This window comes from Verrucomicrobiia bacterium (genome assembly GCA_026414565.1).
Lineage (GTDB): Bacteria > Verrucomicrobiota > Verrucomicrobiia > Limisphaerales > Fontisphaeraceae > Fontisphaera.
This window is the reverse complement of the sequence record JAOAIT010000029.1, coordinates 39,764-53,945: the sequence shown is the minus strand read 5'-3', so window position 1 is coordinate 53,945 and position 14,182 is coordinate 39,764. Positions and strand designations below refer to the sequence as shown.

Annotated in this window: 10 protein-coding genes; 1 reads left to right on the top strand and 9 read right to left on the bottom strand. The window is 58.9% G+C overall.

The window, feature by feature from the left end; all coding sequences use genetic code 11:
* Positions 1–169 precede the first annotated feature (169 nt).
* The 9 genes from N3J91_07575 to cas10 all read right to left on the bottom strand — a co-directional run bounded on the left by N3J91_07575 (position 170) and on the right by cas10 (position 12,164).
* Positions 170–1,372 carry a hypothetical protein gene (locus N3J91_07575; protein ID MCX8156288.1) on the bottom strand — a complete coding sequence of 401 codons (1,203 nt, stop codon included), beginning with the start codon at positions 1,370–1,372 and terminating at the stop codon, positions 170–172.
* Positions 1,369–2,004 carry an NUDIX domain-containing protein gene (locus tag N3J91_07570; protein MCX8156287.1) on the bottom strand — a complete coding sequence of 212 codons (636 nt, stop codon included), beginning with the start codon at positions 2,002–2,004 and terminating at the stop codon, positions 1,369–1,371. The genes N3J91_07575 and N3J91_07570 overlap by 4 nt, the downstream gene beginning before the upstream one ends.
* Complete coding sequence (locus N3J91_07565) at positions 2,001–3,830, bottom strand: hypothetical protein (protein ID MCX8156286.1); 1,830 nt, start codon at positions 3,828–3,830, stop codon at positions 2,001–2,003. Before N3J91_07565 ends, N3J91_07570 begins: the two co-directional genes overlap by 4 nt.
* Before the next feature lie 69 nt (positions 3,831–3,899).
* Entirely contained in the window at positions 3,900–4,769 is an 870-nt protein-coding gene (gene cmr1, locus N3J91_07560) for a type III-B CRISPR module RAMP protein Cmr1 (GenBank protein ID MCX8156285.1), read from the bottom strand.
* On the bottom strand, positions 4,766–6,217 hold the full coding sequence (gene cmr6, locus N3J91_07555) for a type III-B CRISPR module RAMP protein Cmr6 (GenBank protein ID MCX8156284.1): 1,452 nt from the start codon (positions 6,215–6,217) through the stop codon (positions 4,766–4,768). The genes cmr1 and cmr6 overlap by 4 nt, the downstream gene beginning before the upstream one ends.
* Before the next feature lie 82 nt (positions 6,218–6,299).
* Positions 6,300–6,650, bottom strand: a complete 351-nt coding sequence (gene cmr5, locus N3J91_07550; protein MCX8156283.1) for a type III-B CRISPR module-associated protein Cmr5 — start codon at positions 6,648–6,650, stop codon at positions 6,300–6,302.
* A gap of 48 nt (positions 6,651–6,698) precedes the next feature.
* Positions 6,699–7,646 (bottom strand): type III-B CRISPR module RAMP protein Cmr4, encoded by a 948-nt coding sequence (cmr4, locus tag N3J91_07545; GenBank protein MCX8156282.1) that lies wholly within the window; start codon positions 7,644–7,646, stop codon positions 6,699–6,701.
* Positions 7,647–7,677: 31 nt separating this feature from the next.
* Positions 7,678–9,099: a hypothetical protein gene (locus tag N3J91_07540; GenBank protein MCX8156281.1), complete on the bottom strand. Its 1,422-nt coding sequence runs from the start codon at positions 9,097–9,099 to the stop codon at positions 7,678–7,680.
* 2 nt (positions 9,100–9,101) lie between these two features.
* On the bottom strand, positions 9,102–12,164 hold the full coding sequence (cas10, locus tag N3J91_07535; GenBank protein ID MCX8156280.1) for a type III-B CRISPR-associated protein Cas10/Cmr2: 3,063 nt from the start codon (positions 12,162–12,164) through the stop codon (positions 9,102–9,104).
* A gap of 417 nt (positions 12,165–12,581) precedes the next feature.
* Here cas10 and N3J91_07530 point away from each other — a divergent pair, with 417 nt between their 5' ends.
* Positions 12,582–14,141, top strand: coding sequence for a GntP family permease (locus tag N3J91_07530; protein MCX8156279.1), 1,560 nt, complete (start codon positions 12,582–12,584; stop codon positions 14,139–14,141).
* Positions 14,142–14,182 lie beyond the last annotated feature (41 nt).

Sequence of the window (14,182 nt, the reverse complement as noted above, 5' to 3'; positions counted from 1 at the left end):
TGGTTGGGGGTGGGACTGATTCGGAAGTGGCCGATGGAGCAAGGGGTTGGCTGGTGGGGGCCAGGGAAACGGGCGGACTGCTGGCGCAGGCCGTGCCTTGCCGTGTTTCGCCAAGGCCCGCATTGATGTTGGGTGAAGCTCATGGTTTGCCGTTATTACGGCGGTCGCCTCAAGTTTGCATGGCGGGGTCAGCGGGGGGCATCCCGTCCGCGGTTTGCAGCGCCGCTCCACAGACCGGGGAAGCAGCGGGGGCGGAAGGTTCAGGCGGCGGGGGGTTGATCAATTCGGGGAGTTTGATCGCCAGTTCATTCTTGTAGATCACAGTGATGTGGTTGTGTTTGGCGTATTGTTCGACTTCGGGGGGGAGCGGAGCTTTGCGGATACAAAGTATCTGCCCCAGGAGGCCGTCAATTTCGTGGATGGCCAGCAGGTCTTCTTTGAGGACTTTGGTCTGGCTGATACTCAGCTCGCTGGCGATGCGGTTCAAAAGATGGTGGGCGCTTTCTGACAAGGGGGAGCGCAATTCCTTCCGGAGCTTGTGGACAAAGTCTTCCGGGGCGCGGCGATCCTTGCAGTCCACCAACCAAAGGCGGCCGCCCCAATTGAAGAGGAGATCAATTTCCAGATGGGGCTGGCTGGTGCTGACTTTGGAGACGGATTTGACTTTGAGGCGAAGACCGCGCTGCACGGCGTGGACGCCAAGTTTTAGAAGAATGGCCGCGGTGGAGAGCTCCAAACGGTCACCGTCCCTGGCCTGGGTGGTGATGGGCTGCAAAAACGCGTTGGGATCGTGTCCGTTTTGAATGAGTTTAAGGAATTTGGGAAGGCCGCATTCCTGGCCCTGGCGGTTGAGGGAGAGGGTATGGCCCTTGTTCTGGATTTCGGAGGCCTCCAGGTGGCACCGGAGCAGGGCCAGGGGATCGAGAGTGTCGGTAAGGTGGGGGTCGAGCACTTCGGTTTCAGTGTGGATGTCTCCATCACGGGGCGCGAACCAGGTGAGCCGATGGCGGCGTTCCAGGTAGCAGGCGCGCAGGCCCCGGCGGGCGGCCCAGCGGAAAGCCGCGGTGGCCATCAGTTTGTTGCCGCCGGTGAAATTGAGGACGCAGTCGGAAAGTTGAAGCTGATGGCGAAGCTGCAGTTGATCCAGTTGTTGTTCCACCTCGTGGAAATCGGTGTCGGAAACAGGTTCCAGGCGCGTGTGGCCGGGGGGCACCAGGGCGGATTGGTCGAGCAGGCGCTTCAGGCGCTGCGCGGGGCCTTGGGATTCGATTTTGTCCTGGCTGTGGAGGAGAAACAGGCGCTCGGGCTTGAGGTGGGCCGCCAGGAGGATGTGAGGCCAGATTTGTTTGGAGGCTAGGGAGAGCAGGATCATGGCAGGACAGGAGGCAACAGTTGCAGGGCAAGCTGGGACCACAGTTCAAACTGCGTGCCGTTCTCTGCGGGCAGGCGTCCAACGGTGGCGGGCGCGAGCCATTGGAGGTTTTGCAGTTCCGGGCCGGCGGGGCCGGGTTGGTGGAAAAGCTGATGCAGAAACACAAGGCCGAGGTGGACCTGCCCCACCGGGGTGAGGGACTCATGGATGAGGCCCAGAAAGCGCGTGCGCCCCGGGAGGGCGGCGGGGAATTCCTCGTTCAATTCGCGGCGCAGGCAGTTGTGAATGGTGTCGCGCCAGGCAAAGGGGCCCTCGGTTTCCGGCGCATCGCCGGGGTTGATGTGGCCGCCAATGCCCACGGAGCAGCGGCCGTGGAGGCGGGTTTCGGCGCCTTGGCGGGCGTAGGCGGCGATTTGCTTGCGGGGATTCAGCAGGAGCAGGTAGGGAATCCATTGTTTGTAGCGGGTGTTTTGCTCGGCTTGGGAACGAGGCAGCCAATGGGGGGGCAGAGGGTCAAGGTGTTGGTAGAGGGTGGCTTCGTCCATGGCCACGGCGCCCGCGATGGGCAGCCAGGCAGTGGGCAGATCCGCCACGGCCGTGCAGAGCACAAGTTCCTCAGAGACGATCGTCATGGCAGGCGTGGAGAGAGTTCCTCTTCAAATTTGCGCGCCAACTCCTGCCGCTGGCCCGGGCTGATGAAGGCCGCCTCAAGGGCGTGGCGCTGAAGTTTGAGAATGTCCAGCCGGGTCAGTTCGGGACAGAGGCGTCCGGCAAGCAGCAGATTTTGGGTAAGGTCGGCGGCGGAAATCCCGGGGTTGTCGGTGTTGACGGTGACGCGGATGCCCTGTTCCAGGTACTTGCGCAACGGATAGGTTTCCCGGCGCTGGTTCCCCTGCCCGCGAAGACCGGGGATTTGGTAAGGGTGGATTTGGTAGTTGGCGTAGGGGCACATTTCGATGCCGATGCCGCGGGCCGCGACGGAGCGCATCAGCTCCGGGGACTCGGTGAGATGCAGGGCGTGCCCCAGGCGGCGGGCGTTGAGATCAAACACGGCCCGCCAGATGCCCTCGGCTTCGTCATTTTCACCCGCATGCACCGTGATGGCCAGGCCGCAGCGATGGATGCCAATAAATTCCTCGCGGAAATAATGGGCGCGAGTGTCGGCGGCTTCGTAACCGGCCAGGTCCACGCCGACGACGCGGCATTGGTCTTCTGCCCTCCAATGTTCGGCGGCGGTGATGGCCAGGGCCAGATGCCGGGAGATGGCTGCGCGGAAGTCGCCCCCCTGGCGCCGGGTGGCGATGAGGATAAGGTTGACATGACAGCCGGGCCATTGCTCCATGCAGTCCTGGAAAGTCTGGCGGATGGCGCATAGCACCTGCCAGGGGGAGCAGCCGGACGCGGCATAATTGGCGGGGGAGCAGCGGATTTCGGCGTAGAGGATGTTCTGACTGCGCAGATGCTGGTAAAGGAGCTCACACTGGGCGCGGAGGCAGCCGGAATCTTTCAGAAGCTGGGTGCCGCTGTTGTTACCCAGTTTCATGTACTTAACCAGCGGGATCGTATCCGGCGGCAGGGGCCAGCCACGGGGCAGCTTCAGGGCTTTCAAAGCAGGAAGTTGGCGGCCATTTTCCGCGCGCTTGCGGACTTCTTGCAATAGTTCACCGCCGGTGGCAAAGCCGCCCAGATGGCAATGGAGTTCGACCTTCGGCAATTTTCCGATCCACGCTGCATCGTGCTCCGGATCGAGGGGTTGACCCAGCCAGCCCAGGGCCTCCCGGGGCCAGGTGGCCAGCCGGGCAAAGGGAAGTTGGGGCAGGTTGTCCCAGGCGTTGGCGATGTTGTGGCTGCGCTCAACGATTTCCCGCAGATGAGTGCGGAATCTCTTGTCCCCCACCTCAAGCCAGCGTTCTTGGCCCGCCTGCCGGGCAACGATCAGGGGATAATCCTCGGGCCGGAACTGGCGAAACTGGGGCCAGCCGCCTTCCGGTCCCAGGGAAATGCAGTAAATGCGCTTCTTTTGAACGGCCTCTTGGATTTGCTCCAGGGTCTCGGGAAGGGGCCCGTTGCGGTCATCGGCAATGACATGGAAGACATCTTGGGCCCCAAGCACCGCGGCCGCTTTTTGCATGGCGGCGGACATGGTTTTGAAGCCGCCCGCCAGACAAACATACCGCTCCGGCGGAGGGACCTGGGCATGCAGAATCCAGCGATACAGGACCTCTTCAAAAAGGAAATGATCCTCCGCATCGGTCAAACCGTCAAACCCGGCGACCCGGCTGATCTCCAGAGCCACGCCGGGCGCGCACTGAGCAAAGAACGAGGTGATGAGCTCAACGCCGGTGTTTTTGGTGGTAATGACACGCACCGAGGCAAACTTGGTCCCATGAACCAAGTAAGCCTCGGGCACAATCGCCTGACTCTTCCCCAGCGAAATAAACAAGGTAGGCTTGGCCATACGGTAATCAAGGAAACGGCTGGAGATGAGAATCTTGTTTCATAACATCGTACAGTTCGAGGGCGGTATTCATCGTTGTATGATTTTGCGCTCTCGGGCTAGGGCAATGATGGAACCGCGATTATTGTGGGCTCGAAGTGCTGGCGGGCCGAGGATGCGTCCATGCGGGGCCTCGATCAATGCCAGGCGGAGCTGATTATCTATACGGACAGGCCGCAGGTGGAGCACGCTGGCTTGGCGGGGTTTGGCTGAGCCAAGCGCGTTGGGCCTTGTGCCTCCAGCGCCAGCGCTGATGCCCAAGCCATTACGGCCTCGGAGTCCATTTTTCAATAGAGTGCCAGCATGTGTGATAAGATCAACCCAGTTATTGAATGGTTTGCCGATTAAGGTCACTTGGAATCCTTTGGCAGTGAGTTTTTCACTGAGTTTACTCCAACCTTGCTCGTTGAGTTTATATTCCTCACTACAAAGCGCTCCGGCACACCGGGTGATGCGGAAGCCCAAAGCTCCCATTGAAAAAAATGCTTCCAAGGCGAGTTCGAGCAATTCGGAAGGCGTTTCCTTAAAGAGAATCTCTATGACCGCCTTGCTGCCGGGCGGCAGGGCTCCAGTAGCGTTCAGGCGTCCGGTTTTTCCGCAAAAGAATCCAAGCAGGTACGTCTCAGGCCCAACACCTTGTCTTTCAATTCTAGAGGTCCAGTCATTTTTCTCTCCTTGAGGCTGCTGGTGAACGCGGACAAGTAATTTGCTTGAAACGGGCTGGTCTTGGTGAACGCCACCAAAGGCTTTGCGTTCTTGTTGGAGGGTACCGCCCAGGGCGCGGAACCACCAGCGGAGCTGGCCGCGAATTTCAGAGGGGCGCAATTCAGCTTTGGTCTGATCTGCTCCGGCTCCGAAGCAAGGGGTGAGGAATTCGATGTGGTAGAGTTGGGTTTTCATGGCATTTTACTTTCTTTGCCTGGGTACATTTTTTTACTTAATTTATGTATGGCTTCCTTGACGCGGGCGGAATCACCGCCTTTGCTCGCTTTGTTCTTTAAATCTTCCCAGAAGCTTCGGCGCGACGCTTTGTCCTCAGGAGGCAGGCGCAATGCTCTGACGATGGCCTTTTGCTCTTCCTCATTACGTTTCAGAAAACTGTTTAGCCAACCTCGAAATTGTTCTTGGGTTAGGTGGGCAATTTGGTAATCCAATTTCTGTTCAGGTGTCATGTTTGCGGTGGCGGCCTTAATTTCGGCAGCTCTGCGCTGTTGCTCTGCTTGAGCGGCTTCGTGCCTTTCCGCCTCTTGTCGTATGCGAGTTTGTTCTTGACGGTGTTTCTCGGCCTCGACCAGGGCATTCGAGGCAATGGTTTGAATGTTGCTGCTGGTGTCAAACCACCCATAGCCGGCGTTGGTTTTGGCGCCGAGGCCGAAGACGGCAAGGCCGGCGGCGAGCCAGTTTCTGGCGATTTCCAGGAGTTTAAGCTGGGTTTGATCCCACTGGATTTGGGCCAGGGAGCGGCCGGCGCGGGGCAGGGGGAGCAGGGCAAAGGCAAAAACGTGCCCGGGCGCCACGGCGGGAAAGACAACGGGGTTGGGGTCCTCGGTATCGGTGGCAATTGGTTTCTTGCCGGAATAGTATTCGGGGTGATGGCAGGTGACGACATCCAGCTCGAGCTTGCCCGGAGAGGGGACAGGGTGGGGCAGACCATCAATTACCCCAGTTCTTCCCAAGTCCACCGCGTAAGCAGGCAGGAAGGAGATGAGACCGGCGAAGTTGGGCAGAACCTTCCATGGGGTTTGTTTTTGTTTTTCTTCAATTTTCTGGTTAAGCTTTCCCGCGAGTAATTCGGCTGCATCCCGGCGGGTTTGTTCATCCGGGCAGGCCCAGCCGAAGTCGGAATCTTGCTTCCAATCTTGTTCGCACCAGCCAAACACCAGGGCGACGGTGGCGAGCATTTGCGCCGGGGAAGCAAAGGAAGAATCGTAGGCACTCGCCAGGGGATGGTCATTGCCGGGCTTTTGGTTTGAACTCGGCCAATCATGAAGGGCGGCCAGAGCGGCGCGCCGGGCACAGCCTTTGACGGCGCTGCCGGGGATGTAGGGCATGCCAAAGCGGTCGAGACAGAGGCCGGCGTTTTCCATGACGCCCCCGGCCATGTTCACCATGAGTCGGGCCTGAAGCTGGGCGTAGAGGAGGTTTGTGGGGCTGGTCTTGATTGCGGCAAGAAAGTCCTGTCGGGCTTGCAGGCTTATTGCCTCTGGGTTTTTCCGAATGAGCTGAGAAAACCAGTGCTTGCGTGCTTGCTCTCTAGCCGCTGGATCGGCAAAACGATCGCAGAAGAGCGAACGGCTTTGGCATTTCTCAGCTTGCTGGCCCAGAACAGCGGCCGTATCGGATGGCATGGGGATAGGCATAAGTCACCTCGTGGTTCGGTATTTTTTTGGCGGCGCAGACTAGGCTGGGAACCTGGGCACTCATCAGCTTTTAATCTCTCTTGGGGGCAAAACGTTTCAAGTAGGCGATGTAGGCCAGGGCTTCGGCAGTGATCACTTGAAGTTGGTGCGAATCTTTTTCGCTTAGTTCTCCAATCATGTTGATTACATTGCCGGCGCCGTTGCTCAGGAAGCCGCGTTGAATCAGGTGTTTGGCAGTCGCCTCCAGGGCTTTCTTCATGTGGCCGCGGTTGTCGCCGCTACCCTCGGCGTTGCAGAAGGCCGCCGTGGCCAGCAGGCCGTTGGCCAGGATCATGGCCGGAAGTTTATTGACGGCCGAGCGGTCCAAATCTTTGGCCGGCTCAAGTGCGTTGGCAGCGCGGATTTGCTCGAGGTTTTTCATGGTTCAAGACAGGTTTAAGGGTTGACTGGGTTACTTTATTAAAGGGTCTCAGGCAAGTTTCAACGTGCAATAGCCCAGGCCCGTGGAGGCATCCCCGCCAAACTGGAAGACCTTTTGAGCTCCGAGTTTTGCCCCAAAGGCTTGCGCGGCGTCCGCAGCGGTTTTGCCGGCGTAGTTGCCAGCCCGGACGCGGCTCTGGAGAAAGTGAACGACAGAGTAAAACAAGGTTTCGCTGGGGACGTTTTCCTGATTGAACAGCGCGCCGGTGGCGGCGGTGCCGGTGGCATCGTCAATGCGGACGTGCTGGGCAATTTCGCAGGCGTTTTGGACGAAAAAGCTCATCATGCCGTCGCTGAGAATAATGAGGCGGGAGGCGACTTCGGCCCAGACAGGGTCGGAGATGAGCTTGGCCATGGCATCGGCAAGGCCATTGGGCAGCGCGCCGCCTTGGGTAAAGGTGTATTCCTCCAGCACGATCTTGCCGCCCAAATCAATGGGGGAGCCGTTACCCCCATCATATAAAGCCTTCTCATCGGTGGGGGATCTTAATCCCTGAAGCTCCACCTTGAGCGCGCCATCCCGCACGGCCCGGCGCAGGATGAGGGGGCAGGTGATCCACGCAAAGCTGCCCTTGGCGGAGCGAATAGGGAAGGCCAGAAGTTTGGCTTCAGTGAACTGAATAGCCCCGGCGGCGGCATTGTTGGCATCGGTCTCACCAAAGAGCCATTTGCCTTCGTCGCTGCGTTCGACTTTGCTGCCCGGCTGGGATTCATTCCATTCATCGGCGAAAGTGCCCTTGAGGCTGGTGGCCGGGATGATGGGAAACCCGGTGTGGCGTTCGCGGATGATGGGCTGGTCAATCGCGCCGACACTGGCGCCGGCCCCCACGTGCAGGGGAGTGCGGGTGAAGAGGTAGAGGATTTTTTCTTCCATAGGTTTGTTTTGTTGGTTGGGGTTGTTGCCGGTGTTGGTTACGTTAGGGTTGTTTTCGCTCATAGGGGTAATTTAAGGGTTGCCGGGTCAAAGGTCACTTCTGCCGATGTTCGCTGACGTTGGCTTTGGAAAAAGGGTAAAAGGTCCAGGTGCCGCAAACCCCCAGGCCAAATCCTTGCTCGCCCAGCAGGGTGCTCCGGCGGTTCTTAATGCGGGTGTAATCGCCCCCGCCGTGCCAGTTCAGGGCCGCGGCCAGCTTCTCCGCGTCTTCGGCTGAGTCGGCCTCGAAATAATAAACCGCCCCCGCAGGAACCGCGAGATGGGTGGGCCGCGGGCCGTGCCCCCGCCCGTTTTGGTTCCAATGGGGTTCTGCTTGCAAGAGATGCAAGCGTTCTGTCCAGCCAGTAACCGTGATAGGCTTGGGGACAACTGCAGCAACGAGCCGGGCGTTGATAGAGTCAGCTTGGCGGACACGCCTACGCCAATTGTCCCTGGATTCACCAGGCTGGCGATCCAAAGGCCCTGCTTTCAAAAAAACTTTGCCCGTGGTGGGGCACACCCAATTGGGCAGCCAGCCACCAGGATGAGCCGCTATGTTGCGGGCGGAGTCTTTCCTAATTTCCGGCCAGATGGCGGGAGTCAGCATTACCCATTTAAGGAGCACTTTTCCATTGGATTCATTAAACTTTTCTTGTCTGCCTTTCGGTAACGGAAGACCATCACCGTTTTGCTCAAAAGCCTCCACTTTGCAGGGACGTTGCTGGCCGCCCACAATGATGGTGTCGTTATGACAAAACAAATTTTGGATGCATTCCAGCGGGCTGGCTTGGGCGGCCTCTGGTTTTGTTTGGGGTGCATTTTGTTTCATCAGCAGGCTGGCAATAAAACCACAGCGGACTTCGGGGCGAAGACGCAGATATTCGGCGCTGTAAATATGTTCTCCGTCCTGGGTTTGCGTCCGGGGGTCAATGCCAATGCCCGTCGTCCATTCTCCGGCAAACAGGTCCTCGTTGTGAAACAGGGTATCTGGGGCGGGTTTGTTGCCCTCCAAGTAGGCCTGCCAGGCAGCAACCGTCCACCAGGGGGGAATAAAGTCCTTGGAAGGTTTGGCATAACTGCCCACCGTGTAAGATAGAAATTCTGCTGGTAGATTGGTATGGCCTTTCTCCTGCGGATACAAGAGCCAGCCCACTTTGTCATTTGGGTCGGAGGGCACGACATCGGCGGGTGCCGGGAAAAGCCAGCGCTGGTCTTTCCAAACGGGGAAAAGGCCCGCTGTGGTGAGCGACCCGAAGCGTTGGTTGTTGCCATTGCGCGGGCGGAAACTGCTTCGGCCAAAATCATGCAGGTGCTCCCAAGGTTGCGGCTGGGGAAAGGCCCGCCACAGCGCAGCATGCAGAGCATTAAAGATGATGGACGGCTCCGGCCAGCGGGCACCGTGGCCCCCGCTGGTTTCCATGGGGCGACCGTCACGGAAGAACAACAGGTCTTTGGGGATGAGGGTGTAAGTTTTCATAGTTAGTCTGCCTGTCGGCGGATGAAGGTTTCAATCAAAAACAGGTTAACAAACTCACCAATGGGGCGGGGGACCAACGCGGCTTGCTGCTCCCTAGGGCGGCGCCAGGAAAACTCGGCCAAATGTTCCAGGTAATTCATGCAAAGTTCCTGGAGTGTGGCCCGGTTAAACGCGCCATGGGCAGCGCCGTTTGCGTCTTCTGTCGTTTGCCTGCTGATGACATAGGCCACTTCCTTTGCGGCAATGTCCCGAAGAGTGTCCGTATTGGTGTGCAGTCCGTAACGCTCCAGCAGCTCTGCCAGACGATAGGGGAAGCGCCCGCTGATGGGAGGTGGGGTGTCAGCGTCAAGCGGGTTGTCTCGGAAATGCGTCTGAAAGTATTCCAAGAGGGGGAAGGCTGGTGAACCAAACTTGGCGCCCCAACGGATGGTTTCGCCGCTGCGCTTGTAGAGCGTGACGGCCAAGGCATCGCGATCCCATCCTTCCGCGGCTTTCCATTTTGGTGCTGGGGGGGTATCATGATGATCAAATACTTCCCGCTCGGGAGCCGACTTGGCGCGTTTCTCGGCCTTTTGCGCTTCGGCAATCATGTCCTGCAGCGGCTCCTTGACGTGCCCTATGGCTAGGCCGACTGAGACGGTCATGCGTGGGCCGGGCACCAACAAGGGCCACGACGGATCGTTTTTGCCGGGTCTTTCGAGCCATAAAAAACCCTCAGGGGTATTTTCACGGAAAAGTTCTTGACACCTGGGTGTCATGTCCTGCCGCCTGCCTTGGAAGGCAGCACGCAGATTCTTGGCGCACTGGACTGCTTCATCGGCCGGCAACATGGCCAGGACATCATCACCTCCTGCGTAAATGAGCTGGCCATGATGCACCTCTTCGACAATCCGGCGAGCGGCGTAAAGGCCAAAGTTGGCCAGCGCTTCGCTGAACTGAAGGTGCCAGGACGGACTGATGGGCCGCGGTGACGCCAACCATGCTCGAATCCACTCCTGCACAGTTTGTGGCGGCCACGCGCCTTGCCATCCCTCCGGCATGGCTATCTCTGTGGCTGCTTGATTGAATGCCTCTTGCTCCTCCGGCGTCATGGTTCCGGGCATTTGTTGGGCAAAATATGCGGCGGCCCTTGGACTAATCACCTTTTCTACCGAAGGCGACTTCTCTCCACTCAGCCATTTGCCAATTTGGTCTCCGTCCAATGCCAGTACCGCGTAATAGGCAGGCGGTTCCTCCAGTTTATGTTTTTGTTTCAAGGTGTGGACCTGCTGAGCAGCCGCCTGGATATGTTCATTGCCTTGGATGGCTCCTCGATGGTTTTGCCAAAAGCGATCGGTGAAAATTTCCACCTCGGTAGCCTCCAGCCATTTTAAAACTTGCCAACTGTCATCGCGCTCGATGGGGCTGCCAACGCTGACTCCTTTCAGATTGTCGGCGACTTGATGTAGATTACTCGATAAGGCAACTAGGTCCGCTCGAAGCTCTGCATTGTCCTCGAGGCGTTGTTTGAGGTTGTACAACCATTGTCCCGCAGCCACGGAGGGCACAGAATCAAAACTCTTGCAGGCGCGAGATAATGAGCAGGGATATCTTCCACCGTTGATCTCCTGTAGCCGGGCCAGATAGGCTTTATGCCAGACACGCTTAATCACGTTGGCGGCTCCCAGCGGGTCGGCATGCCGGAAAAGAGCTGAAACCTCGGCGTTTTGCAGGTTTTCAATAGCATCGCTCGACAACACAGCCTCTTCTTTTCCGCTTAGGGCATCGCGATGCCCGGGGCGGGCCTGAGGGTTGGTAGGGAGGCCCATGAATTCCCGCAGCGACCGGCGGGCATCCAGCGCGTGCTGACAGAGCTGGTAATGCGCACTCCAGGCCCAGCCGGGATCGAGTTGATCGTCGCGGTAGCAGCGGTTGTCCCGGTGCTGAGCAGGAATATTTTCAGCGATGATTTTTGCCAGATGAATAGGATTACTCTTACCGAGAGGTAGTTTCCCTAAGTTCTTCAAAGCCTCCTTCACGCCTTGCCAGGGCCAGAGCTGCCAGGCGATGTGCCAGTAGTGTTCAACTTGTGCGCGGAATAGGCCTTCAGGCAGGTGTACCTGCCTATCTCCAAGCCAATGCAGGCAATTTTCGGCAATTCTCTTCCACTCATCATTGAAGGCTTGGGCGGCGAGATTGCCATCGAAATCCGCCCGCACGACAGCTAGAAAGCGATTCGGAATGCCGGGGACAAGCACGTTGCTTGTCTCGGGCATGACTCCTAAGCGACGCTCCAGGTAGTCATAAAGCGGCTGACCTTTAAGGCTGGGGAAAATGATGGCATCGGGGCCAAATCTGTCAGCCACTGCCTTGATGGCATGCATTGTCAGCCAGGAGAGCAAGTAACTTCCGCTCCAGAGGTCCCGTGTGCTGCGCGCCTGGGCGATGAACTCCTGCACCGGGCTGACTTGAAACAGGAAAAAGGCGGGAGCCAAACCGCTTTTTAAGTTGTTTTCGTCTATACGGGTGGCTTCCAAGGCGCTCACAATGGCACAATGATGCCAGATGGTGCCGTCGCAAACGCGGGTGTCGGCAGGTAGATAAGGAAGAAACTTGGCCCCTGCATTCTGCCCGCCATGATGTTCCGCAGCGCAAGCCGACCATTTGCGCCAGGTGCGCAAGAAATTGACCGCTGCATCGTCGCTTGTCCAATCCTGGCGAATCTCAGCCAGCCATTGCTGAGCCTGTTCCTCGGAGGGAAAATTAGCTTGAACAAGGGCGGGCTTTTCTGCGCGACCGGACATCGGGTGGATAAAGCAAGGGGATGCGTCTTCTCCGATGTTTTCTCTTAAATTGTTACCATGTGGAAAAACAAAACGATCTGCGGCAGCGGCCGTCCAATCGGAGTTGCCTGCCATGTTTCTCCACAATTCTGCCACACCAAAGCTTGCCGCATGTATCTCTGCGCGCTCTATATGATTCGGTCCAAAGTTATAAGCCTTCTCTGGCGGATCGTGGAGATAGGCGGCAAGTTTGCGTTTCCAGAAGTCGGGGCCGGGGATGGGAGGTTGGGCGTTGTGGTTCATGGTCGGCAAGTCTGGCTTGGTTTAACTTTGTTTATGTTTCATACTTGGGGACAATATGGGGGAAAAGCGTAGGCAAAAAAAATTCCCGAACATTCGCTGACATCCCGTTTGAATGTACCTGTGCCTGCTCCCGCATGGTGGTGTGCAATATGGTGTAGCCGGGGGAAAGAACCAACGCAATTAAAATCTGCTGAACCGCTCCAGCCTGCATGCAGCATCGTTGTCATGCCCCCCATCTTAAGCGGCCGGGGGTGACATCCGCAGTCACTGTTCCCTCGGCGCCGTCCGGCGGGCGAAGCCGCATAAAACAAACCAAAGTCTCGCAGCGTGAATGAATGGCCGGCGGCAGGGCGGCCGGGGCGGGGCAACATTTCTTTTGCCGCGGGGGGCTTTTTCCGGTACCAGTAGCGGCGTTCCATGACGGTTTTACTTGCGCAAACAACGGCGGCGCCGGCGCCGGGCTTGTGGCCTTTGGCGGTGCTGGGCATTTCAGTGGGGGTGATCATTGTGTTGATCACCCGGTTGCGGGTGCATCCGTTTCTGGCGTTGATTGCCGCGGCCATGACGGCCGGGTTGCTGGCCGAGCGGCTCCCCGGCGCCCGGCCCCGGGGGGAGCCGCCGCCCCTGCCCGCCACGGCGGCCACCGAGGGCGCTAAACCGGCGAAACCACCGCCAAGCCACTGGGTGGCGGCCGTGGAATTAACGACGCGTGAGTTTGGCAATACGGCGGGCAAAATCGCCATCGTCATCGGCCTGGCCAGCATCATCGGCATGTGCCTCATGGAAAGCGGGGCGGCGGACAAGGTGGTGCGGCGGTTTCTGGCCTTGTTTGGCGAGCGCCATGTCAGTCTGGCGCTGCTGGGCGCCACCTATTTTCTCTCCATTCCCATCTTTTTCGACACCATGTTCATGCTCATGGTGCCCCTGGCCAAGGCGCTCCGGCTGCGCACGGGCAAGGATTACCTGCTCTACGTCATGGCGATTTGCAGCGGCGGCATGGTGACGCATTCGTTGACCGTGCCGCACCCAGGGCCGCTGGCCATGGTGGACAATTTGAAGGTGGACGTGGGCATGTCCATTGTGGCGGGGGTGTTGATTGGCCTCCTTCCGGCGGTCGTGGGGTGGGCGGTGGCCCGGTGGATCAACGGCCGGATGGAAGTGCCGCTGCGCGAAACCCCCGATGCGCCGCTGGCGGAGCTGGAGGCCATTGTGGCCAAACCGGAATCCGAGCTGCCGCCCTTCTGGCTGGCGGTGATGCCCGTGATTCTGCCCATCGCGCTGATCAGCGGGGCCTCCTTTTTCGAGGTGGCGGGCGGCAGTTTCCCCCGCCTGGTGGCGTGGCTGGGGGCGGAGCGTTTTGCCCAGGCCCAACAATGGGCCGAGTTCATCGGCAACCGCAACGTGGCGCTCGGCCTGGGAGCCATCATTGCGCTGGCCATTCTGGCATGGCAGCGCCGCTTTGGTTTCCGCGACATCGAGCAACGGCTGGCCGCCCCCATGCTCACCGCAGGCGTGATCATTCTGATCACCAGCGCGGGCGGCGCGTACGGGTTGATGTTGAAGAACGCCGGCGTGGGCGATGCCGTCAAGGAGCTGGTGGCCGGCAAGAATGTGAATCTAATTTTCCTGGCGTGGCTGGTGGCGTGGGTGATCCGCGTGGCGCAAGGCTCCGCCACCGTGGCCATGTTGACCGCCTCGGCCATGGTGTATCCGATGATGGATCCGGCCACCAACCCGCCGCTGCCGTTTCATCCGCTCTACATTTTCTGTGCCATCGGGTTTGGCGCGCTCTCCACCTCCTGGATGAACGACAGCGGCTTCTGGGTGGTCAGCCGCCTGAGCGGGATGACAGAGACCGAGACGCTGAAATCCTGGACGGTCATGTCCACCGTCATTGCCGTGGCGGGCCTGCTGCTGGTCTGGCTGCTGGCCAAAGTGTTGCCGTTTGCGCCCAAGGCGCTGGCAGTGGCCACCTGAACCGCCAGCGCACCGGCGCCCGCCCGCGGTGCGTGACCCCC